At 62.5% G+C, this 23169-nt stretch carries 22 protein-coding genes; 15 read left to right on the top strand and 7 right to left on the bottom strand.

Features of this window, described 5'->3' with window-relative positions:
- Positions 1-27 precede the first annotated feature (27 nt).
- Together QQL76_RS06870 and QQL76_RS06865 are read left to right on the top strand one after the other, a co-directional pair.
- Complete coding sequence (locus QQL76_RS06870; RefSeq protein ID WP_126010020.1) at positions 28-273, top strand: hypothetical protein; 246 nt, start codon at positions 28-30, stop codon at positions 271-273.
- Positions 274-462: 189 nt separating this feature from the next.
- A complete protein-coding gene (locus QQL76_RS06865) occupies positions 463-672 on the top strand; it encodes a cold-shock protein (protein ID WP_126010019.1) in 210 nt (69 codons plus the stop codon).
- A gap of 56 nt (positions 673-728) precedes the next feature.
- Here the strand turns inward: QQL76_RS06865 and QQL76_RS06860 are convergent, their stop codons facing one another.
- Positions 729-902: a hypothetical protein gene (locus tag QQL76_RS06860; protein ID WP_164527860.1), complete on the bottom strand. Its 174-nt coding sequence runs from the start codon at positions 900-902 to the stop codon at positions 729-731.
- Between QQL76_RS06860 and QQL76_RS06855 the strand changes: the two genes are divergently transcribed.
- The 6 genes from QQL76_RS06855 (at position 901) to QQL76_RS06830 (ending at position 6748) form a co-directional block, all read left to right on the top strand.
- Positions 901-1359 carry an SRPBCC family protein gene (locus QQL76_RS06855; RefSeq protein WP_126010018.1) on the top strand — a complete coding sequence of 153 codons (459 nt, stop codon included), beginning with the start codon at positions 901-903 and terminating at the stop codon, positions 1357-1359. The two genes, QQL76_RS06860 and QQL76_RS06855, sit on opposite strands and share 2 nt — an antisense overlap.
- Positions 1360-1441: 82 nt before the next feature.
- On the top strand, positions 1442-1795 hold the full coding sequence (locus QQL76_RS06850; RefSeq protein ID WP_126010017.1) for a DUF1428 domain-containing protein: 354 nt from the start codon (positions 1442-1444) through the stop codon (positions 1793-1795).
- 39 nt (positions 1796-1834) lie between these two features.
- Complete coding sequence (locus QQL76_RS06845; RefSeq protein WP_126010016.1) at positions 1835-2257, top strand: VOC family protein; 423 nt, start codon at positions 1835-1837, stop codon at positions 2255-2257.
- Positions 2258-2399: 142 nt separating this feature from the next.
- A complete protein-coding gene (locus tag QQL76_RS06840) occupies positions 2400-2852 on the top strand; it encodes a VOC family protein (protein ID WP_499206935.1) in 453 nt (150 codons plus the stop codon).
- A 150-nt stretch (positions 2853-3002) separates the two neighbouring features.
- Entirely contained in the window at positions 3003-4763 is a 1761-nt protein-coding gene (locus tag QQL76_RS06835) for a methyl-accepting chemotaxis protein (protein WP_499206934.1), read from the top strand.
- Between the two features lie 242 nt (positions 4764-5005).
- Positions 5006-6748: a SulP family inorganic anion transporter gene (locus QQL76_RS06830; RefSeq protein ID WP_499206933.1), complete on the top strand. Its 1743-nt coding sequence runs from the start codon at positions 5006-5008 to the stop codon at positions 6746-6748.
- Here QQL76_RS06830 and dmeF read toward each other — a convergent pair whose 3' ends face one another.
- The 4 genes from dmeF to QQL76_RS06810 form a co-directional block, all read right to left on the bottom strand.
- Positions 6749-7720 (bottom strand): CDF family Co(II)/Ni(II) efflux transporter DmeF, encoded by a 972-nt coding sequence (gene dmeF, locus QQL76_RS06825; protein WP_499206932.1) that lies wholly within the window; start codon positions 7718-7720, stop codon positions 6749-6751.
- Positions 7721-7766: 46 nt separating this feature from the next.
- Complete coding sequence (locus tag QQL76_RS06820; RefSeq protein WP_126010012.1) at positions 7767-8036, bottom strand: metal/formaldehyde-sensitive transcriptional repressor; 270 nt, start codon at positions 8034-8036, stop codon at positions 7767-7769.
- 82 nt (positions 8037-8118) lie between these two features.
- Positions 8119-9285, bottom strand: a complete 1167-nt coding sequence (locus QQL76_RS06815) for a GGDEF domain-containing protein (RefSeq protein ID WP_499206931.1) — start codon at positions 9283-9285, stop codon at positions 8119-8121.
- A 92-nt stretch (positions 9286-9377) separates the two neighbouring features.
- On the bottom strand, positions 9378-10784 hold the full coding sequence (locus tag QQL76_RS06810; protein WP_499206930.1) for an extensin-like domain-containing protein: 1407 nt from the start codon (positions 10782-10784) through the stop codon (positions 9378-9380).
- A gap of 260 nt (positions 10785-11044) precedes the next feature.
- On the opposite strand from QQL76_RS06810, the gene QQL76_RS06805 reads away from it, so the two are divergent.
- Positions 11045-11428, top strand: a complete 384-nt coding sequence (locus QQL76_RS06805) for an acyl-CoA thioesterase (protein WP_499206929.1) — start codon at positions 11045-11047, stop codon at positions 11426-11428.
- A 105-nt stretch (positions 11429-11533) separates the two neighbouring features.
- Here the strand turns inward: QQL76_RS06805 and QQL76_RS06800 are convergent, their stop codons facing one another.
- A complete protein-coding gene (locus tag QQL76_RS06800) occupies positions 11534-12298 on the bottom strand; it encodes a DUF5131 family protein (protein ID WP_499206928.1) in 765 nt (254 codons plus the stop codon).
- Positions 12299-12300: 2 nt separating this feature from the next.
- Complete coding sequence (locus tag QQL76_RS06795) at positions 12301-13410, bottom strand: three-Cys-motif partner protein TcmP (RefSeq protein ID WP_499206927.1); 1110 nt, start codon at positions 13408-13410, stop codon at positions 12301-12303.
- Positions 13411-13675: 265 nt separating this feature from the next.
- Here QQL76_RS06795 and QQL76_RS06790 point away from each other — a divergent pair, with 265 nt between their 5' ends.
- The 6 genes from QQL76_RS06790 (at position 13676) to uvrB (ending at position 23073) form a co-directional block, all read left to right on the top strand.
- Positions 13676-15181 carry a P-loop NTPase family protein gene (locus tag QQL76_RS06790; protein ID WP_499206926.1) on the top strand — a complete coding sequence of 502 codons (1506 nt, stop codon included), beginning with the start codon at positions 13676-13678 and terminating at the stop codon, positions 15179-15181.
- A 16-nt stretch (positions 15182-15197) separates the two neighbouring features.
- Positions 15198-16247, top strand: a complete 1050-nt coding sequence (locus tag QQL76_RS06785) for a sensor histidine kinase (protein ID WP_499206925.1) — start codon at positions 15198-15200, stop codon at positions 16245-16247.
- Between the two features lie 547 nt (positions 16248-16794).
- Positions 16795-17877 (top strand): nucleotidyltransferase domain-containing protein, encoded by a 1083-nt coding sequence (locus QQL76_RS06780; RefSeq protein ID WP_499206924.1) that lies wholly within the window; start codon positions 16795-16797, stop codon positions 17875-17877.
- Entirely contained in the window at positions 17877-18635 is a 759-nt protein-coding gene (locus tag QQL76_RS06775; RefSeq protein ID WP_499206923.1) for an IolE/MocC family protein, read from the top strand. The genes QQL76_RS06780 and QQL76_RS06775 overlap by 1 nt, the downstream gene beginning before the upstream one ends.
- A 431-nt stretch (positions 18636-19066) precedes the next feature.
- The gene (locus QQL76_RS06770) at positions 19067-19618 is read left to right on the top strand and encodes an SH3 domain-containing protein (protein WP_499206922.1); all 552 of its coding nucleotides are present in this window, start codon (positions 19067-19069) and stop codon (positions 19616-19618) included.
- A gap of 221 nt (positions 19619-19839) precedes the next feature.
- Positions 19840-23073 carry an excinuclease ABC subunit UvrB gene (gene uvrB / locus QQL76_RS06765; protein ID WP_499206921.1) on the top strand — a complete coding sequence of 1078 codons (3234 nt, stop codon included), beginning with the start codon at positions 19840-19842 and terminating at the stop codon, positions 23071-23073.
- The last annotated feature ends 96 nt before the right edge of the window (positions 23074-23169 follow it).

Below are 23169 nucleotides of genomic sequence, written 5' to 3'. Positions count from 1 at the left end.
TGTGTTCAGACAGAGTCAGGAAAACGATTGGCCCAGCCCTTCAAAACGCCGTCCACGGAAAAGCGCTCTTCCTCCGAGGCCAAGTGGTCATCGACCAACAACGAAGCCCGCACCATCATGGAAAAGGAAGTCGTCGCCCGCGAGCGCAAGACGGAGCGGCTGAGAGCACAGCGCCTGGCGATGGAAGCGGAGACCGCCGCTGTCGAAGTGCCCAAGGCGCCCGCGCGCAAATCCCCTAAGAAAGCCACCAGAAAGGGCGTAGGCAGCCGATAAGGACCCGACTATCAACGCCATAGCATTGACATTGGGCCGCCAAAGGCGCACCTATGTCAAATCGATCTGAGTAACCGAACTTGTTTAGGCGCCACGGCGCATGCGACGACTTTCCCTTACCTATCGATCCACCGCCTTTCGACTTTTGGTCGATCGGCATTCTTACTATGCGATTGAAAGGTAATCGTCATGGCTACTGGTACTGTAAAATGGTTCAACGCCACCAAGGGTTACGGCTTCATTGAGCCGAACGATGGCAGCGCAGACGTGTTCGTTCACATTTCGGCCGTTGAGCGCGCCGGCATGTCGTCCATCGCCGAAGGCCAGAAAGTGCACTTCGACGTTGTTCGCGACAGCAAGAGCGGCAAGATGAGCGCAGGCAACCTCGCCGCCGCTTAATCGAGCAAGCTCGAATAGCTTGTCATCGCCTTCCCTGTGACCACGGATGTACTGGCTCAGGATGCGGCAATGGCAATGAAAGGCCGGTTCATACCGGCCTTTTTTGCGTTTTTCGGCTCAAGCAACGCCGGTTTCCGCGAAAATTCAGATTTTTTGGACGCCCCCTGTCGGGAAGTGGCATCCTCCAGCGTCCTTTGCACGAAATCGGACATCATCTGGAGATGCACCATGGCTGAGCCCCGTGAACTGACCCTCACCCGCTTCATCGACGTGCCGCGCGAGAAACTCTATCGCTGCTGGACCGAAGACGACCTGTTGAAGCAGTGGTTCGTCCCCGCGCCGTGGACGATCGCTTCGGCCAGGGTCGACGTGCGCCCGGGCGGCATCAGCCACATCGTCATGGCGGATCCCGAAGGCAACGAGTATCCGAACCAGGGCATCTATCTCGAAGTCGTGCCCAACGAGAAGATCGTCTTCACCGACGCCTACACCGATGCCTGGACGCCTTCGGAAAAGCCCTTCTTCACCGGCATCATCACTTTTGCGGATGAAGCGGGCGGCACGCGCTACACCGCGGTCGCGCGCCATTGGACGGAGGCCGACAAGAAGTCCCACGAAGAGATGGGCTTTCATGAAGGTTGGGGAAAGGCTGCAGACCAGATGGCTGCGCTCGCCGCCACGCTCTGAAGAAATTTCGAGCGGCCATGTCGGCTGCCCGAAATCGCGAACGTCCTAAGCTCAATGAAAATGCTGAAGAGGAGGCTCTGAAATGCCCTATGTCGACGGATTTCTGCTTGCAGTCCCGAAGGACAAGTTCGACGCCTACAAGGAGATCGCCACCACTGCCGGCCGCATCTGGATGGAGCACGGCGCGCTGTCCTATGTCGAATGCAAGGCCGACGACGTGCCCTATGGCGAGCTCACCTCGTTTCCCCGCGCCGTCCAGGCCAAGGACGACGAAACGGTGATCTTCGCCTGGATCACCTATCCGTCCCGCGAAAAGCGCGACGAGATCAACAAGAAGGTGTTCGAAGACGACCGCATGAAGATGGACATGGCCAGCATGCCGTTTGACGGCAAGCGCATGATCTTCGGCGGCTTTGAAAGCTTCGTCGAATTCTGATCCACCGGTGCCAAACACAGCTTGAAGGAGGAAGCACCCATGTCCGATCAAACCCAGCCGCAGGAATGGACCGCATCCATCCCTGGCGTCGTCCCCTATCTCGCATCCAAGGATGCGAGCGCAGCCATCGAATTCTACAAGAAGGCCTTCGCCGCCACCGAAGACAGCCGCATGCTGATGGATGACGGCAAGCGCGTCATGCACTGCCAACTCACGATCAACGATGGCAAGTTCATGCTGGGCGATGCTATGCCCGAATACGGCTATCCCTGGGTCGAGCCGCAGGGCACAACGCTGACGCTCGCGGTCATGAACGCCCGCGAATGGTGGGACCGCGCGGTGGATGCCGGCTGCACCGTCGTCATGCCGTTCGAAGTCGCCTTCTGGGGCGATCTTTACGGCCAGCTGAAGGACCCCTTCGGCCATATGTGGGCCATCGTCGGTCCGCCGGACGGGAAATAGACAGAACGACAAGCCGGCAAATAAGTCGGCATATCATGGGATCATGGTTCTGAGGCCGCGCCGGCACCTCGCCGGCCGACCCGCCCGCGCGGGAGAGTTTCTGCGATAATCCTTGAGACGATCGATGTCGGAGGCGTCCACCATGCCAACCATCACCCCCTGCCTGTGGTTCGATAACCAGCTGGAGGAAGCGATCGCGTTCTACGGCGACATCTTCCCCGATACCGCCATCATCGAAGCCACGCGCCATGCAAATGGCAAGCTCTTCGTCGCCACCTTCCGCCTCGCCGGCCGCGACTTCATGGGCCTCAATGGCGGGCCCATGTTCGCATTCACCGAGGCGATATCACTCTCGGTCGCCTGTCGCGACCAGGCGGAGATCGACGGTTACTGGAGCGCGCTCGGCGAAGGCGGCACCATCCAGCAATGCGGCTGGGTTAAGGACCGTTACGGTCTTTCCTGGCAGGTCGTGCCTGCCATCCTGCCCAAGATGATGAACGACCCGGACCGTGAAAGATCCTCCCGCGTCCAGGCTGCCGTCATGGGCATGGTCAAGCTCGACATCGCGGAACTGGAAAAGGCCTTCGCCGGGTAAACGGTCACCTCAAGAGAATTTGCGCGTCGGGGCGGCAACCACGGATTTCTTCATGCGGCGTAAACGGATTTACGCAAGAAGATGCACCATGAAATTTCATGGGGAAATGCGTCGAACCGGCGGCATCTCTCCGCTCATGAAGAGATCGACATGCTGCAGCTTTTTGCGCGCGATGCGAGCGCCGTTCTGGATGCACTCAACGCATCACAGGCCATCATCGAATTCGGCCTCGACGGCGCCATTTTGAAGGCCAACGACAATTTCTGCCGCACGATGGGCTATCGCGCCGAGGAGATCGTGGGGCGTCACCACAGCATCTTCGTCGATCCGGCCGAGGCGGCACGCCCGGACTACGCCGCGTTCTGGGCCAAGCTAGCTTCCGGCCAGCATGACCAGCGGCAATATCGCCGCCTGCGCAAGGATGGATCGGAGGTCTGGATCGCCGCCTCCTACAACCCGGTGATGCGCAATGGCAAACCCTATAAGGTCGTGAAATTCGCCACCGATGTCACCGCGCAGGCTCTGCAGGCAGCCGAGGACCGCGGCAAGCTCGAGGCGCTGTCGCGCGCCCAGGCCGTCATCGAATTCACGCCGACCGGCAAGATCCTCACGGCAAACGCCAATTTCCTGAAGGCGATGGGCTACGAGCTCGACGAGATCGTCGGACGCCATCACGCGATCTTCTGCGAGCCCGCCTATGTTGCCTCCGAAGCCTACCGGAGCTTCTGGCCGGAGCTCGCCGCCGGCCGCTTCCTCTCCGACGAATTCGTCCGCATCGGCAAGAACGGCCGCCCCGTCTTCATCCAGGCGTCCTATAACCCGATCCTCGATGCCGACGGCAAGGTCTTCAAGATCGTCAAGCTTGCGACAGACGTCACCGATCGCGTCGCCAATGTGGAAAGCCTCGCCGCGGCGTTGAAAAGGCTTTCTGCCGGCGATCTCACCGCCACGCTCAATCAGCCGTTCTTGCCCGCGCTTGAGCGCCTGCGCATCGACTTCAACGACACCTCCTCGACCTTGCGAGCGGCGCTGCAAACCATTGTCAGCGCGGCAGAGGCGATCACGTCGGCCTCGCGCTCCATCGACGCGACATCGCAGCACCTCGCCAGCCAGACCGACGCACAGGCTGCCTCGGTGGAGGAGACCGCTTCGGCGCTGGAAGAGATCACCGTCACGGTTTCCGATACCGCCGAGCGCGCCCGCGACGCCGGCGGCAAGGCGCGCGAAACGAGGCAACGCGCCGAGCAGTCCGTCGCCGTGATGACCCAGGCCATCGACGCCATGGGCAAGATCCGCACCTCCGCTAGCGAGATCTCCGGCATCAGCGGCGTCATCGACGAGATCGCGTTCCAAACGAACCTTCTCGCGCTCAATGCCGGCGTCGAGGCCGCACGCGCGGGCGATGCGGGCCGAGGCTTCGCTGTCGTCGCGCAGGAAGTGCGTGAACTCGCCCAGCGATCCGCCACCGCCGCCAAGGAGATCAAGGTCCTGATCCACGGCTCGAACGACCTGATCGGGCGCGGCGTCACGCTCGTCGAAAATACCGGCGAGGAGCTCGGCGCCATCGTCGATCGCGTCGTCGGCGTCGACCGCGACCTCCAGGCCATTGCGGAAGCCTCCAGGCAGCAGGCGATCGGCCTCAAGCAGATCAACAGCGCCGTCAACATGATGGACCAGACGACACAGCAGAACGCCCAGATGTTCGTCGAGACATCGAGCGCCACCGCGCGCCTGTCCGAAGAAGCCGCCACCCTCTTCGACCTCGTCGCCGGCTTCGAAATCAACGAAACCCCGACTGCCAGCTCCCGCTCCACGGCCGCCGCCCACACCGGCACCGGATCCCAGGCCCACCGCGATACATCTCCCGGCACCGCCGGCAACCGCCAAGCCGCGCTGCGAAACTGCGCCTGAAGCGGCCAGCGCTTCCCGCCGCAAAACCGACGCCGCCGGCCGAACAAAAACCCGGCCGAACCTGCACTACGCACCCGCCGCATCGATCGTACGGACCGTCCCACCGCTACTTTGGCAGCACCCATCACCTTTTTACGCGTTTTCCTACCAAACACGGGCTAAATTGGCGTGGGGGGACTGCGCTTGACGATCGAGTCGCTGAAATCGGGTCTCCCGTGTGAGAGGGAGGTTGATCGCCCGCCATGCATGCTCCGGTAAAGTCGCCGCGCCCTCGCGATCCGCATGCGCAATCCGAAAAGGGGCGCTTTTCCGAGCTGTTCAAGCCGAAACTTGTGACGGTGCTGGAGGAAGGTTACCGGCTTTCGCATTTCAGAGCCGATGCGGTGGCCGGCCTGACCGTCGCCATCGTCGCCCTGCCGCTCTCCATGGCGATCGCGATCGCGTCGGGCGCGACGCCGGCGCAAGGCCTGATCACGGCCATCGTCGGCGGCTTTCTCGTCTCGCTGCTCGGCGGCAGCCGCCACCAGATCGGTGGGCCGGCCGGGGCATTCATCGTGCTCGTCGCCGCCACCATCCAGGCCCATGGCATGGGCGGCCTCATCCTCGCAACCTTCCTGTCCGGCCTCATGCTTGCGGCGATCGGCTTCCTCAGGCTCGGCACCTACATCAAGTTCATTCCCTATCCCGTGACGGTCGGGTTCACGGCCGGCATCGCCGTCATCATCTTCGCCAGCCAGTTGACCCCGCTGTTCGGCCTGACCCTCGGTTCGCCCGAGCCCGGGCCGCTCATCGAAAAGCTGCCGGTGATCTTCGCCGCCCTGCCGACGGTGAGCCCCGTCACGGCTGCCCTTGCCCTGGCCGCCATCGGCATCGTCGTCGCCGTCCGCAAGCTGAAACCGCACTGGCCGGGACTGCTGATCGCGGTCGTCCTCACCACGCTCGTCGCAGCCCTAGCCGGCCTGCCGGTGGCGACGATCGGCACCGCCTTCGGCGGCATCCCGTCGGGTCTGCCGGCGCCCTCGCTGCCGTCCTTCGATCTCGATCTCGTCATCGCCGTCCTGCCGAGCGCCATCGCCTTCACGCTGCTCGGCGCGATCGAGTCGCTGCTCTCGGCGGTCGTGGCCGATGGCATGACCGGCCGGCGCCACCGTTCCAATTGCGAACTCGTGGCGCAAGGCGTCGCCAATATCGGCTCGTCACTCTTCGGCGGATTTTGCGTCACCGGCACCATTGCGCGCACCGCCACCAATGTGCGCGCCGGCGCGGTCGGACCCGTGTCGGGCATGCTGCACGCCGTCTTCCTGCTCGGCTTCATGATGCTCGCTGCTCCGCTCGCGAGCTATATCCCGCTCGCCAGCCTCGCCGGCGTGCTTGCCGTTGTCGCCTGGTCCATGGTGGAAAAGCACGCCTTCGCGACGCTTCTGCGTGCCTCCTGGGGCGATGCGGCGGTGCTTCTCGTCACCTTCCTGCTCACCATCTTCCGTGATCTGACCGAAGCGATCGTCGTCGGCTTCGCGCTCGGTGCGCTCATCTTCATCCACCGCATGTCGACGGCAACCTTCGCCGAGCCGCTCGTCGCCGAGGACGAGCCGGACGGGTCGACCGGACCGGACGAGGACCGCCTCGCCCAGCAGGGCGACGTGATCGTCTACCGTGTCTCGGGCGCGCTCTTCTTCGGCGCGGCCGCCTCGATCGGCAGCCTGCTCGATCGCGTCGCCACGTCGGCCCCTGTGCTCGTGCTGGATCTGTCAGCGGTCCCGATGATCGATTCCACCGCCGGCGAGATGATCGCCTCCATCGCGCGAGCCAAGAAGCGGCGCGGCGGCCGCGTCATCATCACCGGCACGACCGGCCCGCTGCGGCGCGAGCTCTTCGCCCATGGCGTGGCGCCACCCGTGGTGCGCTTCGACCGCACCGTCGACAGCGCGCTCCGCCGTCTCAGATCCGCAGACCCCATAGACGACGGCGCATCAGCCGCGCAGTGATCAGCGCGCCGGCTGTACTTCCACCGTCACATGCGACAGCTGTCGGATGTCCGCCAGAAGCGCCTTGTAATGCGAGGGCGCCTTCGGCCGCGGCGAGGCAAGCGCGATGATCGCCGCGTGGTGCCCCGGCCCCACCTGCCACACATGCAGGTCGGTGATCGTTCCACCCTCGCCCGAAAGCGCAGAGCGGATGGCGCCCGCGAGCTGCCCGTCTTCCGGCACCGCATCGAGCAGCACGCCGCCCGATTGCCGCATGAGCCCGATCGACCAGCGCGCGATCACCAGCGCGCCGACGACGCCCATCAGCGGATCGGCCCAGACCCATCCATTGAAGCTACCGACCACCAGCGCCACGATCGCCAGAACCGATGTCAGCGCATCCGCCAGCACATGCAGATAGGCCGCCCGCAAATTGTTGTCCTGCCCATGCACATGGCCATGTCCATTATGGCCATGCCCGTGGTCGTGATCATGGCCGTGGGAATGTCCATGGTGATGCCCGTGATCTTCCCGCAAAAGCCATGCGCTGATCAGATTGACCGCAAGCCCGATCACCGCGACGAGGATCGCTTGGTTGAAACTGATCGGCACCGGATTGGCGAGCCGCAACAGGCTTTCCCAGCCGATGAGAAGCGCGACGATCCCGAGCACCACGGCACTGGCGAACCCCGCCAGATCGCCAAGCTTGCCCGTGCCGAAGGTGAAGCGGCGGTCGCGCGCATGGCGCCTGGCATAGAGATAGGCGACGGCCGAAATCATCAGCGCCGCAGCATGCGTCGCCATGTGCCAGCCATCGGCCATCAGCGCCATCGAGCCATAGATCGCGCCGCCGACGATCTCGATCACCATCATCGATGCCGTCAGCGCGATGACCAGCCACACGCGCTTCTCGTTGCGCGCGTGGTTGTCGCCGAGAAACACGTGCCCATGGTCGTAATCGTGGTTCCCGTCCAGTTGCGATTGCCCGGCCATCATGGCCTCCCTGTTTGCGCGCCGTCGTCGCTTGCGGCGGTCGCTGTCATTTCAGATAGGTTCTGAGCACGCCCATCAGCTCTTCGCCGCCCTGGTGCCGGTCCGCTTCGGTCTCGGCTTCCAGCACGTGCTCGCGCAGATGGTGCTCCATCACTTCCGCAGTCAGGCCCGAGATCGCGCCGCGGATCGAGGCGAGCTGCCTCAGGATTTCGCCGCAGGGCGCCTCCCCGTTCAGCGCCCGCTCCACGCCTTCCAACTGGCCCTTGAGCCGCCGCACCCGGCCGATCAGCCTGTCCTTGTGCTTCTGCGTGTGCATCGACGCTCCTTTAGATATAACCTAGGGGACTATACTATATGGCACGCCGAGGCGGAAGAGGCCACATCTGTGCTTTGGTTCTTTAAGCGACCGCTGCCCGGTTCGCGCGCGGCTCGCGCCCGTCATGCACGCGGTTGCGGCCGGCCCGCTTGGCCTCATAAAGCCGCTCGTCCGCCTCGGTGATCAGCTGCGTGATGGTCTTGTCCTCGCCGGCCTCGCGCAGCGCCACGCCAACGCTGATCGTCACCGCCCGGCGCAGCGCACTGCCCCCCTCGTCGTGCAGCGCCTCCACGGTCTTGCGCATGGCTTCCGCCACCGCCCGCACATGGTGATGGTCGCGCGCATCGACGACGATCGCGAATTCCTCGCCGCCATAGCGCGCAACCAGCGTCACGCCGGCGATCGTCGAGCGGCTCAGCGCGTCGGCGATCCGCCTCAGGCAGGTATCGCCCTCGGCATGGCCGAAAGTGTCGTTGTAGCTCTTGAAGTGATCGACATCGATCAGCAGAACGCCGAGCGCGCCCGAGGATGCGCGCAGCACCCGCATCAGCCGCCGCCGGTTGCCGAGCCCCGTCAGCGGGTCCGTCTCCGTCTGGATCTCAAGGTCGCGGTTTGCCGCCTCCAGCGCCGCCTTGCGCTCCTGCAGATCGGCGACGAGCCGCAGATTTTCCCGCGAAAGCTTCAGCGCCAGCGTCAGCTGCGTGCCGAGCCCACGCGCCATCGCCGCGAGCGTCCCGCACAAAAGCACGCCGGCAATGGCGAGAGCGTTGCTGTAGGGCACCCCGCTTGCAAACAGGCCGGCGCAGGTGAGCAGCAGCGCCGGAAACTGAAAGAGATTGTAGGCCCGCTGGTAGACCGCTGCCGGAAAGGTCACCGTGACCGCGCCGGTGATCAGGCAGCAGACGACGAGTGCCTGCGCGGCATTGCCCTCAAGGATCATGAGAGCTGCGCCCGCACCCCACGCCACACCGGATGTGCCGTAGATACCGCAAACCAGGCGAGCCCAGTGACGCGTCGTAAACCCGCGCGGCAGGCCGTAGTGGCGCAAGCCCGCGCTGATCAGATGCACGACCGCCACCCCGGCGACCACCACGAACCAGGCGATCAGTCCGGCCGGAATGCCCTGCTCCCAATAGATCGACAGCGCGACCAGCCCGCCCACGATCGACATCACCGAAGCCGGCGCCGCCTTGTAGAGCGCATCCAGCTGCAGCTTCAGATCCGCGTCCATGTCAAACTTTGCCGCCAAGACAGGCCCCCACCTTCTAGCCCGCACCATGGCACGGGGAGCGCTAACAACCGCTTACCGGAACATGCACTGCGTGCGGCAAGCCTTGGCACTCAGTCGCAGTGGCGATAGCCGTTGCGCCGCGCCCGAAGGTCGAAGTGGAAATGGTCGGCGTGGTTGGCGTCCGACCCGGGTCCCAGGATCGTGTTGAAATACTTGCAGCCGTCGTCGCGCACGGAATTCAAAAGCCCGCGCTCGCGAAACGCGAAGAAGCCCTTGGCGCTCACATCGATCACCCGGCCCGAATTCAGCTTGACCGAGCCGACATCGATGGCATTGCCCTTGGAATGCTCCGACATCGGCGCGCCGCGCCGCGAATTCATCGTCCTGCAGGAATAGCCGCCCATGGAGCCGACCGTGTCGATGCCGGACAGGTAGCGCTTGCGCGTCGAAGGCGCGAGCTCGTTCTTCACCCAGGTCGCGAAGGCCTCCGCCATCTGGCAGTTGAGCAGCGTCGCGGGCCGTACCTTCACCCCGCCCGAAAGCGCCGAAACCTCCACGGGATGGGCAATCCCGCAGGACCCGCCATTGCCGACGGCCGGCTTGTTGGTGAACTGCACGCCAAGCCGCTCCAGCCGCTGCCGGCACGCAGCTTCCGCCGCCGGCAGATTGCTCTGCGGCGCCTGCGAGCGGGCAAACGGATTGAGCGCACGCGGAAAGAGGCCTGCGACCCGCTGCGGCTCGGGCGCCTGTTGCACGACTGGTGCAGCAGCAACGGGCGGTGCGGCAGCAACCGGCGGCGCGACAACGGCAACCGGGGCCGAAACCGGCGCCGAAACGGGAGGTGCCGCGGCGATCGGCGCCGAAGGCTGCATCTGCACCGGCGCAGCCGCAGGCGGCATCATCGAAGGCTGAGGCGCGACGGACGCCACAGGACTTTGCATCGGGCTCGGCTGGCCCGCAAGCCGCGCCTCGCCGTTCGGCCCGAGCGTGCCGAGGATCTGCGGCTGGTCCGACGGAACATAGCCGGGCTGCCACCCGTCCGGCACGGGCCGCCCCTGCATCTGCGCAAGTGCTGCGTCGTCGACAGGCAGTGGCTGGCCGCGCTGCAGCACAGCAAGACCCGACCCATAGCCGAGATCGGCGCCAGGCCCACTCACGCCAGCCACACCAGCGCCGGACGAGGCCCCGCCCCCCGCTCCTCCGCCTGCTCCTTGTGCCAGGCTCTCATAGGCCGGCAACCCTTGCGCGGGCGGCGCGCCATAGGTCGCCTGTTGCCCGTCAAGAGCCGCAGGCGGCTGAGGTGCAATCGAACTCGTGGAAATCGCTTCAGGTGGCGCAAGCACGCTCGAGGCCGAGCAGGAAACGAGAAGCGCCGCCGCAAACCCACCGGCGAGAAGCCGTCCAAGCCCCGCAATCTTGCGCGGTCCTGCGACAAGACGGGCCCTCGCGCTCCGGCTCTGTTGCGCAGCAAGACCGTTGTCGCGGCCGTCCGCGTCGTCCGCTCGGTCGATGGCCATGAACATGCGTCTCCAGGTAGCGTACCGGTCCCTTGGAGAGATACCTTAAACGATCATGGTAAATGAGGACTGAACGCTTGCGGCCGCCCGCCCCCGCTCGCTAAACGGGAAGACGCACTGAGCGCCGGATCTGCCGAAGCATTGCCAGGTGAAGCGGCGACCGGTTCACTGTTAAGGCACGTGCAAATCCAAACGCTGGAGCCAGGCAAACGATGTCGAAGAACGCGACATCACTTCGGCAAATCCCTGAAGGACCCCGCATGAACGAAGCCCCGAGACCGACCGGCGAACTGACGCTCAGAACGCTTGCCATGCCCGCCGACCTCAACGCCGCGGGCGATATCTTCGGCGGCTGGGTCATGGCGCAGATGGACCTCGCGTCCGGCATTCGCGCCGCAGAACGCGCAAAAGGTCGCGTCGTCACCGCAGCCGTCAACGAAATGGCCTTCGCCATGCCCGTCAAGATCGGCGACACGCTCTGCATCTACACCGACATCGCCAAGGTCGGCCGCACCTCCATCACCCTCACCGTCGAAGCCTGGGCCCAACGCTACCTCTCCGACCAGATGGACAAGGTTACCAACGCCACCTTCGTCATGGTCGCGCTGGACGGCAACGGCAAGCCGACGCCGGTTCCGGAGTGATGGGTGAGGAGACGGAACATCGGCGGCGGAAGTCGCTGGCTGACGGATGATGTTCTCGACAAGTTTGACGCGACAATCGACTGTTGGGCGTCCCTTTAGCTCACTTCAGGCCGCCCGACTTTCAAGCGGCTTTCTAGGAAACTCACTCCACGTTTCGCCATCAAGCAACCTACCAGCCTTCTTCTTGTTTACGCCTCCCCACTGCTTGAAGTGGAAAGCCACTTTAGCAGACTTGCATTGATCCCTTATCGATCGAATCCAGTTCGGATCCACCAGGCGGGCGCCTGGGCCGCTCTCACCCCCTGCGATGACCCAATCGATCATCTCGAGGTTCATCGCGTCAAGCGGTCCAAGCAAGGGCTCCAAGCTCAGAAACTTGATCGCTGCTTTCGTCCGGCGAAGCGGACCAATTCGATGAAGGTAGTCAGCACTTTCAACACTAACACCCATCCAAACATTGTTAGGCCAATCCAACTCGGGCGCGAGCTCTTCAAGGCGCTCCGCACGTTTTGTCAGGATCTGATAGGTGTGTTGCGGTGTCGCTGTCATCGCCTCAAAAACGCGTCGCACAAATTCAAGCGGCACTTGGTCGTGGAACAGATCTGACATCGAATTAACAAAAATCATTCGACCGGTGCGCCACGTGGCAGGCAGTTTAAGGCTATCTTCGTCAAGGCGAACAACGCCATTCCACTTCGGTCGCCCGCCTGACATGCGCGTCGTGCCAGCGTACTTTTGCTGACCCATTGCTTCAAGCCTGCGAGCCATCCGCATCGCATAACAATTTGTGCAACCTGGCGAAATCACCGTGCAGCCTGCTACCGGATTCCAAGTAGCCTCTGTCCATTCAATTGACGAAGCCGTCGCCATAATTAGCACTCACCAAACTTAATCATGACGTGATCGGGATAGGTACCTTTGCGTCGCGTCCCTTTCGTCGCAAGTATGGTCACCATCTCTGACGCTTCCAAAGCGCTCAACGCCTCCCGATAATTTCTTTTCACATAACGCGTTCCCACGCTGTGCCGCTCATAGATTTCCGTGAGACACAATGTCTGCCCAGAAAAATCCTTCAGCAGCATCTCTTTCAGCTTCGACATTGGCTGGGTCAGTGAAAATAGCAGCGGCATCGATGCATCAGCAGGCGAGTAAGCGAGTGAGGGAACGCCCTCGTCCTGAGTTGAGCTCTCGGCCGCCATGATGTCCTTCATGATCTCATAGCCCTTGAAGTGCTTCGAAACGAAAATAAGCTTGTGAGAGGTTCGTGTACCCCCGCTGTTTCGAAACGTGAACGGCAGCACATATTTGCCGCCGAGTGACTGAATCTCATTGGCCAGTTCCTCAAGAATGGCAGCTTCTCGCAGCTCTGGCCTTAAACCGGGCAACCTCGCCCGCAGTGCATCGGCACGCTCTTCGCCGAAAAGCGCATCCATGTGTGTTTTCACATTCGGGTTGCTTATGCCTGCGTTGATCCGATTATAGTTGAAGAAAAAGATACAGTCGCAACCCCAGTCTTTAATGACGCCTTGGACGATCCTTAACGACAACCCTTTGTAGCCGAAGGGATCGACAAACGAGAATGAAGGGACAAGTCGCGTTTCATTGAAATAGGTGGCAGCATCGTCATCGACTTCTCCACACGTAACGACGGGCTTATATCTTAGCTTTCCAATGCCTGGCAGATTTTGGATTTCCGACTCAAGCGTGGCTGTTTTATCGCCATCGGAGTCATTGAAATAGGTCATGAGCATTTGTGCCATCTGTGGATTTTCGATGGCCGTTTGCAGTATGAGCAAAGGAGTGGAAGCTGCTCCATCTTTGTAGCGGCCTGGCCCCGCGTACAGATCCAGGTAAGCGATCTTTCTGCCGCGCTTCGCTACGGTCGGCATAACGACCTGAGCCCAAGCAGCGAAGTACTTGTTCACGATGCGAGCTTTCACCTCAGACTCGTCTTTCCGCTCTTCAAAGAATTTCTTGCTCATTGTACGAGACCCCCGCAGCCAACTTTCTCAACCTTTGAGTGTATGGAACAGAAATAGAACAAATGCAATCATTTGGCAGCGTTCGCCCGGCTGCTCAAGACACAACCTCACCGCTTCAAAGAAATAGCAAACGACGAACTTCATTTTGCCTCGGCGGCGTACTAGTCGAGCGACCACACCCCCACCCCCATATAACCTATCTTAAAGACACCCCCGCTCATCGGCCTACACAGCGGCTCCCTTCCCTTCAGTTCAGGAGCCGTCCATGAAAAATCAGGTTGTTATGGACGATGCGGCGCCCATCGATTCCGGCGTGCCGGGGTTGAATCATCTGATGCGCGGCGGTTTCGCCAAGGGTCGGGCGCATCTGGTCGAGGGGCGGCCGGGCAGCGGCAAGACCACGGTCGGCCTGCAGTTCCTGCTCGATGGCGTGCGCCGCGGCGAGACCTGCCTCTACATCACGCTGTCGGAAAGCCGGCGCGAACTCATCTCGGTCGCGCACCGCCATGGCTGGTCGCTCGATGGCCTCGCCATCTACGAGCTCGTCCCGCCCGAACTCAGCCTCGACAAGTCCAAGTACCAGTCGATGCTCCATTCCTCCGAGCTCGAGCTCGGCGAGACGCTGGAGATGGCGCTCGCCGCCATCGAGAAGCACAAGCCCACCCGGCTCGTCTTCGACAGCCTGTCGGAAATCCGCCTCCTGTCACAGGGCTCGCTGCGCTATCGCCGCCAGGTGCTCGCGCTGAAGAGCTTCGTGCTCCTGAACGACATCACCACGCTCTTCCTCGATGATCTCACCGGCGAGCAGGACGATCTCAACCTCCACTCCGTCTGCCACGGCGTCCTGCGGCTGGAACATTACGTCCCCGCCTATGGCGCGGAACGGCGGCGCGCGCGGCTGATCAAGATGCGCGGCGTGCAGATCCGCGGCGGCTTCCACGACATGGTCATCCGGCCGGGCGGCGTCACGATCTTCCCGCGCCTCACCGCCGCCGATCACGCCCAGGTCGAATTCGGCGCGGATGCGCAAAGCGGCACCGGCCTCGACGATCTCTTCAAGGGCGGCCTGCCGCGCGGCACCAGCACGCTGCTCATGGGCCCGTCGGGCACCGGCAAGTCGTCGATCTCGGCGCGCTATGCCTATGCGGCGCTGAGGCGCGGCGAGCCCGTCTATCTCGTCACCTTCGAGGAGACCAAACGCATCGTGCTCGCCCGCGCAAAGGGCCTGGGCATGGACCTCGCCCCCTTCGTCGAAAGCGGCCTGCTCACGCTCGATCAGGTGGATCCGGCGGAGCTGTCGCCGGGCGAGATCACCGGCCGCCTGCAGCAGGCCGTCGAGGCGTCGGGCGTCAAGATGGTCATCATCGACAGCCTCACCGGCTATCTCAATTCCCTGCCCGAGGAGCAGCAGCTGCTCCTGCAGATGCACGAAATCCTCACCTATCTGAACCAGCAGGGCATCGTCACGCTTCTTCTGCTCGCCAATCACGGGCTGATCGGCCATATGAACACACCGGTCGATCTCACCTACCTGTCCGATTCGGTGATGTTGCTGCGTTACTTCGAAGCCGAAGGCCGGATCCGCCGCGCCGTCTCGGTGGTGAAGAAGCGCACCGGGCCCCATGAGGATTCGATCCGTGAATTCACCCTGTCGTCGGAGGGACTATCGGTGGGCGAGCCGCTCTCGCAGTTTTCCGGCGTGCTCTCCGGCATTCCGCGCTTCGAAGGCGATCGGGCCTCGCTGATGCGCAAATCGCAGCCTGAGTCATAAACCGGATCCTTGGCGCGTGTCGGCTGAACCTGCCCGCATCATCGTCTGCACGCCCTTTGGCCGCGATGGCGCGATCGCGTCGGGCCTCATCCGCGATGCCGGCTTCGATCCCGTTTCCTGCACCGACTTGCCCCAAATCCTCGCCCTCCTGCCGCCTGCCCTGCCCGATGCGCTCTGCCTCGTCATCACCGAGGAAGCCCTGCTCGAGGGCGAACGCAGCCAGCTCGCCGCATGGATCGAAAGCCAGCCGCCCTGGTCCGATTTCCCCGTCATCATCCTCGGCTCGCGCGGCCAGGAACTCGATGAGCGCCTCGCCTTCCTCAACCACGGCCACATCGTGCTGGAACGCCCCTTCAGCGCTGCCTCGCTCAAGAGCGCCGTCGCCTCCGCCGCACGCGCGCGCACCCGCCAGCTCCAGGTCAAGGCCTATATCGAGGAGCGCGAAAAGTCCGATGAGCGCCAGAAACTCCTGATCCGCGAGCTCCACCACCGGGTCAAGAACACGCTCGCCAACGTCCAGGCCATGCTCGGCGCAACCGCCCGCTCCCACACCGATATCGAAAGCTTCACCCGCGCCTTCTCCAGCCGCATCGTGTCGCTCTCGCGCACCCACGAAAAGCTCACCGAGGATTACTGGCAGACCGCATCGCTGCGCCGCATCCTTACCCAGGAACTCGATATCTACGACACCAAGGCCGGCCGCTTCATCATCGAAGGCCCCGATGCCCACCTCGTCTCCGATATCGCCGTCCCCCTCGGCATGGCCTTCCACGAACTCGCCACCAACGCCGTCAAATACGGCGCCCTCTCCGTAGAGGAAGGCCGCATCCACGTCCGCTGGTCGATCGAGGAAACCGAAGGCAACCGCCACCTCACCCTCAGCTGGCAGGAAAAAGGCGGCCCCGCCGCCACCACCCCCACCCGCAAAGGCTTCGGCTCCGTCCTCCTGGAACGCGTCCTCACCGTCCAGTGCAGCGCCGAGATCCACACCGACTACGCCGAAACGGGATTCTCGCTGCACCTGACGATGCCGCTGCCGAAGTCGAGGCTCGTGCCGCGGTATTGAGGGGGTGGGCGCCGCTTAGGGAATGTTGTACGTTGAACGCTTTAGGCTCTCGGCACCGTCCCGCAGCACTTTGGCTTCAGCATTGTAACGCTCTGGCTCGCTACCTCAAACTGCATCTCCGGTAAGCAACGGCAATCACTATCGTCCTCTTTGTCTCCACCCTGCTCTTCGGCACCGCACAGCTGCCCACCTTTAACTGGCACTTAGTCCGGTCCCTCAACGCCATGATCGGCGTAAAATTTTTATCGACGTCGCCCGCAACCTCTGAATTTTCATCGGCGATCAGATCCTCACGACAAGGCGACCTGCTTCAAAGTGACATTCGAGAGCAGCCATGTGCCGAAGGGCAGTGATCGGCTGGGGACAGCTAGCCGAATAAACGAAAGTTGCTATCTTTCTGACCTGAATGGAAAGGACCTGATGCCTTCATCACCTGCACGGAGCAACGAATGTCACACGCCTTGTTGCAGTGACGGAGATAGGTTGGCTCAACATCGCTAGCAGTCCAGAGACAAACTTCGGTGGAACGGGTACAGGTGGTCGTGAAATGATTCATCAAGGACATGCTGCGCCGATGCAAACTTCAGCGTTGAACGAGCTGCGCAATGGCGACGAGCGTCGCTGGCCACAAATCGCTGCAGCGGAGATACGTAGCTCTGAAAAGTTACAGGAGCTCGCGACATTGGTTGGGGATCTTCTACCTACCGACGAGGGCAGCGCAGTGGTCTTCGGCTCAATGGCTCGCGGAGAGTTCACCGGTGGTAGCGATCTCGATTGGACCGTTTTGATCGATGGGCGGGCAGATTCTCTTCACCACAAGACCGTCCATCAGCTCAGCAAACGGCTGACCGAGGCCGAGTTCATAAAGCCCGGTCCGACCGGGGTATTTGGTGGACTCATATTCAGCCACGATCTCGTACACGCAGTCGGTGGGGACGAGGACACCAACAAGAACATGACTAGGCGCTTGCTGCTCTTGTTGGAGTCCCGCGCCGTCCAAGCTGCAAGCGGAGAGGCAGTACGGGCGCGTATCATTAGTGCCATTTTGAGCAGATACGTCGAGGAGGATGCTAGCTTCATTCGAAGCAATCCTCGTGCTGACAAGATACCAAGGTTCCTTTTAAATGATGTAGTCAGATTTTGGCGTACGATGGCGGTAGACTACGCCAATAAGTATCGCGCTCGCGCTGGAGACAAATGGGCTCTGCGCAATATCAAGCTGCGTATGTCCCGCAAACTATTGTTTGTGTCGGGCTTTTTGATGTGTATCTCATGGGCATTGCGTGAGGGCAGCTCCGAAGAGGGTGAGTTTGTTACACAGGACTTGGTCAATCACTTAAAGACATGGACTGACACAACACCCTTAGAATCCTTGGCGGCAACGATTGCATCTCACGCCCCCGATCTCGCCGCACAGATTTTCGACAGCTACGAGGCATTTCTCACGCTGCTCAATGACAAAGAAAAGCGTGAATGGCTTGAAAAGCTGTCGCCGGATGCCGCCTATGGAGACGATGTGTTTCTCCAAGCCCGTTCAACTGCTTTAAGTTTCGACGAAGCGCTCACGCAGCTGTTGTTCGATGTAAACAATGACGTTACGAAACTCGTCAAAAAATATGGAATATTCTGATGAATGTTATTGGGTTCTCAACCGGCGCCATCGCATTAGACGATTTTGCCACTGCATTGGAGCTACTTGCTCCGACGCGTGCGAACGCCGTTGAACTCTCCGCTCTGAGAGCCACAGAACTTCCCGCCCTTCTGGCGGCCTTGCCACTTCGGCTTTCGGAGCTGCAACGCCGATATCAGTACATAAGCTTCCACGCGCCGACCGACTTTACTGATGAGCACGGCCTAGTGCTGCAACTGAAAGTCATTGCTGATATGGGACTAAATATAGTTGTTCATCCTGATACCATGCATGACGTAGCTGCATGGAACGCCCTAGGCGCACGACTCTGTATTGAGAATATGGATTCTCGCAAACCGACTGGAAGAACTGCTGCAGAATTAGCTTCTTACTTTGACCAGTTGCCGGATGCGCGGCTTTGTTTTGATGTGGCGCATGCCAGACAGGTTGATTCGTCTATGACAGAGGCCGTGCGAATCTTGCGCCGATACGCAGGGCGCCTGGCCCAGGTTCATATCAGCGAGGTCAACAGTAAAGGTCGCCACTTTACGATGTCTTTCGCTGCAAAGCTTGCATATGAGCCATTCGCCTCGCAGATGTCGCAGATTCCAGTAATTATCGAGTCAATGGTGAAACAAGACCAGATTGTCAGTGAGATCTTGGCAACGGAGAAAATCCTAACGGCCGGCAATGAAAGGCGCTCGCAGGGCTCGCCGATTTCGAGCGGTATGGCGCATGCGTACCATCAGTCATCCTAATCACTAATGCCAGGCACGGAATCCGGGCGAGACAGACAGCTCAAATAAGCAATCTTGGGATGAACAGCATCGAGACTCGTATCGATATTTTGAACAGCGGGTGGGGCTCCACTCTAACCCTGCAACACATTCTCGAAAGGCGTGACTGGCAGCGGCAAGCCGTTCGAGTGATAGGGTTTGATTGAGTGAGGTTCGGCAAGTTTTACATCTGTTGCCGTAGATGAGTTGACGCGCCAAGCTATCATCGCCATCTCGACGATGCCCACACCCATTCAGCCCCCATTCACGTCCCTTCCGTCAACAATTCATCAAGGTCTCAACGGTCACGCCCGCGTGAACGGCGGCGATTTCGGGAACTATCTGTCGCTTGCGACCGTTTGAGAGCCGAAATCAACGATAACTGCACGTCAAGAAAAGCAGTGAGGTACGTCATGAAAACCTTTTTGAAAGCAGCCGCCTTCGTCGTGGGCATGCTGGGCGCCGGTAGCGCGCTGGCCCAGTCGGCGCTCGTCACCACCGATCTCAACCTGCGCGCCGGCCCCGGCACCGGCTACCAGTCCGTCGGCGTCCTGCCGAGCGGCGCTGTCGTCAATGTCGCCGGTTGCGCCTCGGGCTATTCCTGGTGCCGCGTGAACTATCATGGCTATGATGGCTGGGCCTCGTCCCGATATCTCGCCCAGCAGGAAGGCCGCTATGCCGGCGGCAACTTCTCGTCGTCTGCCGCTTCCATCGGCATTCCGCTGATCGCTGGCGTCGTCATCGGCTCCGCGCTCAGCAATAACGACCGCGATTACCGCCGTCCGGGCCGCTACTACGACCGCCGCGACTGGCGCGCCGACCGTCGTGATTGGCGCCGTGAGGCCCGCCGCGACTGGCGCGAAGACCGCCGCGACTGGCGTGCGGACCGTCGTGACTGGCGCCGTGGCGACGAAACGATCCGCCGTCTGCGCAGCAACGAGCCGTTCCGCTTCCAGACCGACTGATCCCGTCGGACCGGATCGGGCCTCCGCCTGATCCTTAAGTGCACGCGAGAGCGCGTCGTCCCCATGGGGCGGCGCGTTTTCGTATTGTGGGCGCGGCTACCCGTGCACGCGGCGTGACGGCAGCGGGAAGCGTCCCCGATCCTCTCGAAAAGCGGTCATTCAACGGCTCAAACCGGCGCGCTCCCCTTCCAATCGGCCGGGACTCCGCCCATATTCCTCCCATGGCTTCCAGACCCAACAAGACCTCGCCCCGCCCCGACGATGCCGGCGCGGAGGATTTCGACCCGACCCGCACGCGCGGCTTTTCCCAGGCGCCCCAGCGCGACCTGGAAGGCGCCCCTTTCTCCTCAGGTTCCGTCTCCGATTGGGCCCGCGAGATGGAGCGCATGGCCGAAGCCGAAACCATCGAAACCCGCCACGACGTCGCCTCCAAGGCCGGCAAGCACCGCCGCAAGGTCGAACGCGCTGCCTCCGACGAGCGCCTGAGACAAGCCGAACGCGAAGCCAGCGAGGAAAAAGGCAGAGCGAAGCGCAGCGCCCAAGCGGGCGCCGGCGCCGATGCGCCGCCCCGTCCGGAGGCCAGCGCGAAGCGCGGTACGGCCGTGAGGACAGGTCAAACCACCGCATCCAAATCCTCCCGCGGAACCTCCATGGGCGGCACGACCGATCCGCGCGCCCGCGCCGCCGCCGGCCTCAATCCCGTCGCCGGCATGGATGTGAGCCTGGAGGATGCCTCCGCGCTCGCCACCGGCGCCGTCACCGCCACGGTCGACGCCCTGTCCAAGCTCATCGAAAGCGGCAATCCACTGTTCAAGGACGGCAAGCTGTGGACGCCGCACCGCCCCGCCCGACCGGAAAAATCCGAAGGCGGCATCGCCTTCACCATGCAGACCGAGTACCAGCCCGCCGGCGACCAGCCGACCGCGATCGCCGATCTTGTCGCCGGCGTGAAGGAGAACGAGCGCTCCCAGGTGCTGCTCGGCGTCACCGGCTCGGGCAAGACCTTCACCATGGCCAAGGTCATCGAGGAGACCCAGCGCCCCGCCGTCATCCTCGCGCCCAACAAGACGCTGGCGGCCCAGCTCTATTCGGAGTTCAAGAACTTCTTCCCGGACAACGCGGTGGAGTATTTCGTCTCCTATTACGACTACTACCAGCCGGAAGCCTACGTCCCGCGCTCCGATACCTATATCGAGAAGGAATCCTCCATCAACGAGCAGATCGACCGCATGCGCCACTCGGCGACCCGCGCGCTGCTCGAACGCGACGACGTCATCATCGTCGCCTCCGTCTCCTGCATCTACGGTATCGGCTCGGTCGAAACCTATACGGCGATGACCTTCCAGATGGCCGTCGGCGACCGGCTCGACCAGCGCCAGCTCCTCGCCGATCTCGTCGCCCAGCAATACAAGCGCCGCGACATGGATTTCCAGCGCGGCTCGTTCCGCGTGCGGGGCGATACGATCGAGATCTTCCCCGCCCACCTGGAGGATGCCGCCTGGCGCATCTCGCTCTTCGGCGACGAGATCGAGTCCATCACCGAATTCGATCCGCTGACCGGCCACAAGACCGCCGAGCTGAAATCCGTCAAGATCTACGCCAACTCGCACTATGTGACGCCGAAACCTACGCTCAACCAGGCGATCAAGTCGATCCGCGAGGAGCTGAAGCACCGCCTCGCCGAGCTCGAAAAGGCCGGCCGCCTGCTCGAAGCCCAGCGGCTGGAACAGCGCACCCGGTACGACATCGAGATGCTGGAAGCCACCGGCTCCTGCCAGGGCATCGAGAACTATTCGCGCTATCTCACCGGCCGCGCGCCCGGCGAACCCCCTCCGACGCTGTTCGAATACATCCCCGACAATGCGCTGCTCTTCGTCGATGAAAGCCACGTCACCATTCCGCAGATCGGCGGCATGTATCGCGGCGACTTCCGCCGCAAGGCGACGCTGGCCGAATACGGCTTCCGCCTGCCGTCCTGCATGGACAACCGCCCGTTGCGCTTCGAGGAGTGGGATGCCATGCGCCCGCCCACCGTCGCCGTGTCCGCCACCCCCGGCGGCTGGGAGATGGAGGCCGCCGGCGGCGTCTTCGCCGAGCAGGTCATCCGCCCCACGGGCCTTATCGATCCGCCGGTGGAAATCCGCCCGGCGAAGTCCCAGGTCGACGACGTTCTCGGCGAAATCCGCGAGACGGCCGCCGCCGGCTACCGCACCCTCGTCACCGTGCTCACCAAGCGCATGGCCGAGGACCTCACCGAATATCTGCACGAGCAGGGCGTGCGCGTCCGCTACATGCACTCCGACATCGACACTTTAGAGCGGATTGAGATCATCCGCGATCTTCGCCTCGGCGCCTTCGACGTGCTGGTCGGTATCAACCTGCTCCGCGAAGGCCTCGACATCCCGGAATGCGGCTTCGTCGCCATCCTCGATGCCGACAAGGAGGGCTTCCTGCGCTCCGAAACCTCGCTGATCCAGACCATCGGCCGCGCCGCGCGCAACGTCGACGGCAAGGTCATCCTCTATGCCGACCAGATCACCGGCTCCATGACCCGCGCCATGGAAGAAACCGGCCGCCGCCGCGAAAAGCAGCTGGAATACAACGCCAGGAACGGCATCACGCCCGAAAGCGTCAAGGCCCGCATCTCCGACATCCTCGACAGCGTCTACGAGCGTGACCACGTCCGCGCCGATATCGGCGTGCGCGGCAAGGGCAAGCGCGGCGAAGATCCCAACAACCTCATCGGCAACAACCTCGCCGCCCACCTCGAAGACCTCGAGCGCCGTATGCGCGCCGCCGCCACCGACCTCGACTTCGAAACCGCCGCCCGCCTGCGCGACGAAATCAAACGCCTCAAGGCCCGCGAACTGGAAACGATGGACGACCCGCTCGCCCGAGTGCAGGGCAACGCCGGCGAAGGCGGCTCCGCATCCAAATCGACCAAGGGAAAAGAAAGAGCGAGCGCAGCGACGCGCAGCGGACAATCGTCCGCCGCGCCGGATGCAAGCGCCGCGACCTCAGTGTCCCCTCATGGTGAGCCTGTCGAACCACGAGGGGCTGGAGCACGCGATGGGGCCACCCCCGCCCTTCGACAAGCTCAGGGTGAGGGTGGAGAGACATCCGCTGCAGCAGACCCTCATCCTGAGGAGGCGCGCAGCGCCGTCTCGAAGGACGAGGGTCGCCCCTCCCTCTTCCACAAACCCCACCTCGACGAAATGACCGTCGGCCGCACCGAAAAACCCGTGCAGGGCAAGATCCCGGAGAAACCGATAGCGTCGGCAAAAGCCACCCTAGGCCCTCATCCTGAGCCTGTCGAAGGGCGAGGGCCGCTTGCTCAATCCGACGACCCACGCCCCCTGGCCCGCGGCAAGATCGGCGCCGGCTCCTACGAAGACGAATCCGAAGCCCGCCGCCAAAAACGCCGCCCTGGCAAAACCGGCCGACCGGGACGGTAGAACCAGCCGCCGCAGCCACCTCGCCCCCAGGGGGAGAGGATAGCAAGCCCCGCGAGGCGAAGCCCGAGCGGACTGGCGCGTTTGGTGAGGGGAACG

Origin of the sequence: Rhizobium albus (assembly GCA_030160035.1) — a bacterium.
Classification (GTDB): Bacteria; Pseudomonadota; Alphaproteobacteria; order Rhizobiales; family Rhizobiaceae; genus Georhizobium; species Georhizobium albus.
This window is presented reverse-complemented; position numbering and strand designations above follow the sequence as displayed.

Excerpts from the sequence above, each read along its gene's own strand:
- QQL76_RS06865 (WP_126010019.1), top strand. The coding sequence starts at position 463 with ATGGCTACTGGTACTGTAAAATGGTTCAACGCCACCAAGGGTTACGGC.
- QQL76_RS06855 (WP_126010018.1), top strand. The coding sequence starts at position 901 with ATGGCTGAGCCCCGTGAACTGACCCTCACCCGCTTCATCGACGTGCCG.
- QQL76_RS06860 (WP_164527860.1), bottom strand. The coding sequence starts at position 902 with ATGGTGCATCTCCAGATGATGTCCGATTTCGTGCAAAGGACGCTGGAG.
- QQL76_RS06850 (WP_126010017.1), top strand. The coding sequence starts at position 1,442 with ATGCCCTATGTCGACGGATTTCTGCTTGCAGTCCCGAAGGACAAGTTC.
- QQL76_RS06845 (WP_126010016.1), top strand. The coding sequence starts at position 1,835 with ATGTCCGATCAAACCCAGCCGCAGGAATGGACCGCATCCATCCCTGGC.
- QQL76_RS06840 (WP_499206935.1), top strand. The coding sequence starts at position 2,400 with ATGCCAACCATCACCCCCTGCCTGTGGTTCGATAACCAGCTGGAGGAA.
- QQL76_RS06835 (WP_499206934.1), top strand. The coding sequence starts at position 3,003 with ATGCTGCAGCTTTTTGCGCGCGATGCGAGCGCCGTTCTGGATGCACTC.
- QQL76_RS06830 (WP_499206933.1), top strand. The coding sequence starts at position 5,006 with ATGCATGCTCCGGTAAAGTCGCCGCGCCCTCGCGATCCGCATGCGCAA.
- dmeF (WP_499206932.1), bottom strand. The coding sequence starts at position 7,720 with ATGGCCGGGCAATCGCAACTGGACGGGAACCACGATTACGACCATGGG.
- QQL76_RS06820 (WP_126010012.1), bottom strand. The coding sequence starts at position 8,036 with ATGCACACGCAGAAGCACAAGGACAGGCTGATCGGCCGGGTGCGGCGG.
- QQL76_RS06810 (WP_499206930.1), bottom strand. The coding sequence starts at position 10,784 with ATGGCCATCGACCGAGCGGACGACGCGGACGGCCGCGACAACGGTCTT.
- QQL76_RS06805 (WP_499206929.1), top strand. The coding sequence starts at position 11,045 with ATGAACGAAGCCCCGAGACCGACCGGCGAACTGACGCTCAGAACGCTT.
- QQL76_RS06800 (WP_499206928.1), bottom strand. The coding sequence starts at position 12,298 with ATGGCGACGGCTTCGTCAATTGAATGGACAGAGGCTACTTGGAATCCG.
- QQL76_RS06795 (WP_499206927.1), bottom strand. The coding sequence starts at position 13,410 with ATGAGCAAGAAATTCTTTGAAGAGCGGAAAGACGAGTCTGAGGTGAAA.
- QQL76_RS06790 (WP_499206926.1), top strand. The coding sequence starts at position 13,676 with ATGAAAAATCAGGTTGTTATGGACGATGCGGCGCCCATCGATTCCGGC.
- QQL76_RS06780 (WP_499206924.1), top strand. The coding sequence starts at position 16,795 with ATGATTCATCAAGGACATGCTGCGCCGATGCAAACTTCAGCGTTGAAC.
- QQL76_RS06775 (WP_499206923.1), top strand. The coding sequence starts at position 17,877 with ATGAATGTTATTGGGTTCTCAACCGGCGCCATCGCATTAGACGATTTT.
- QQL76_RS06770 (WP_499206922.1), top strand. The coding sequence starts at position 19,067 with ATGAAAACCTTTTTGAAAGCAGCCGCCTTCGTCGTGGGCATGCTGGGC.
- uvrB (WP_499206921.1), top strand. The coding sequence starts at position 19,840 with ATGGCTTCCAGACCCAACAAGACCTCGCCCCGCCCCGACGATGCCGGC.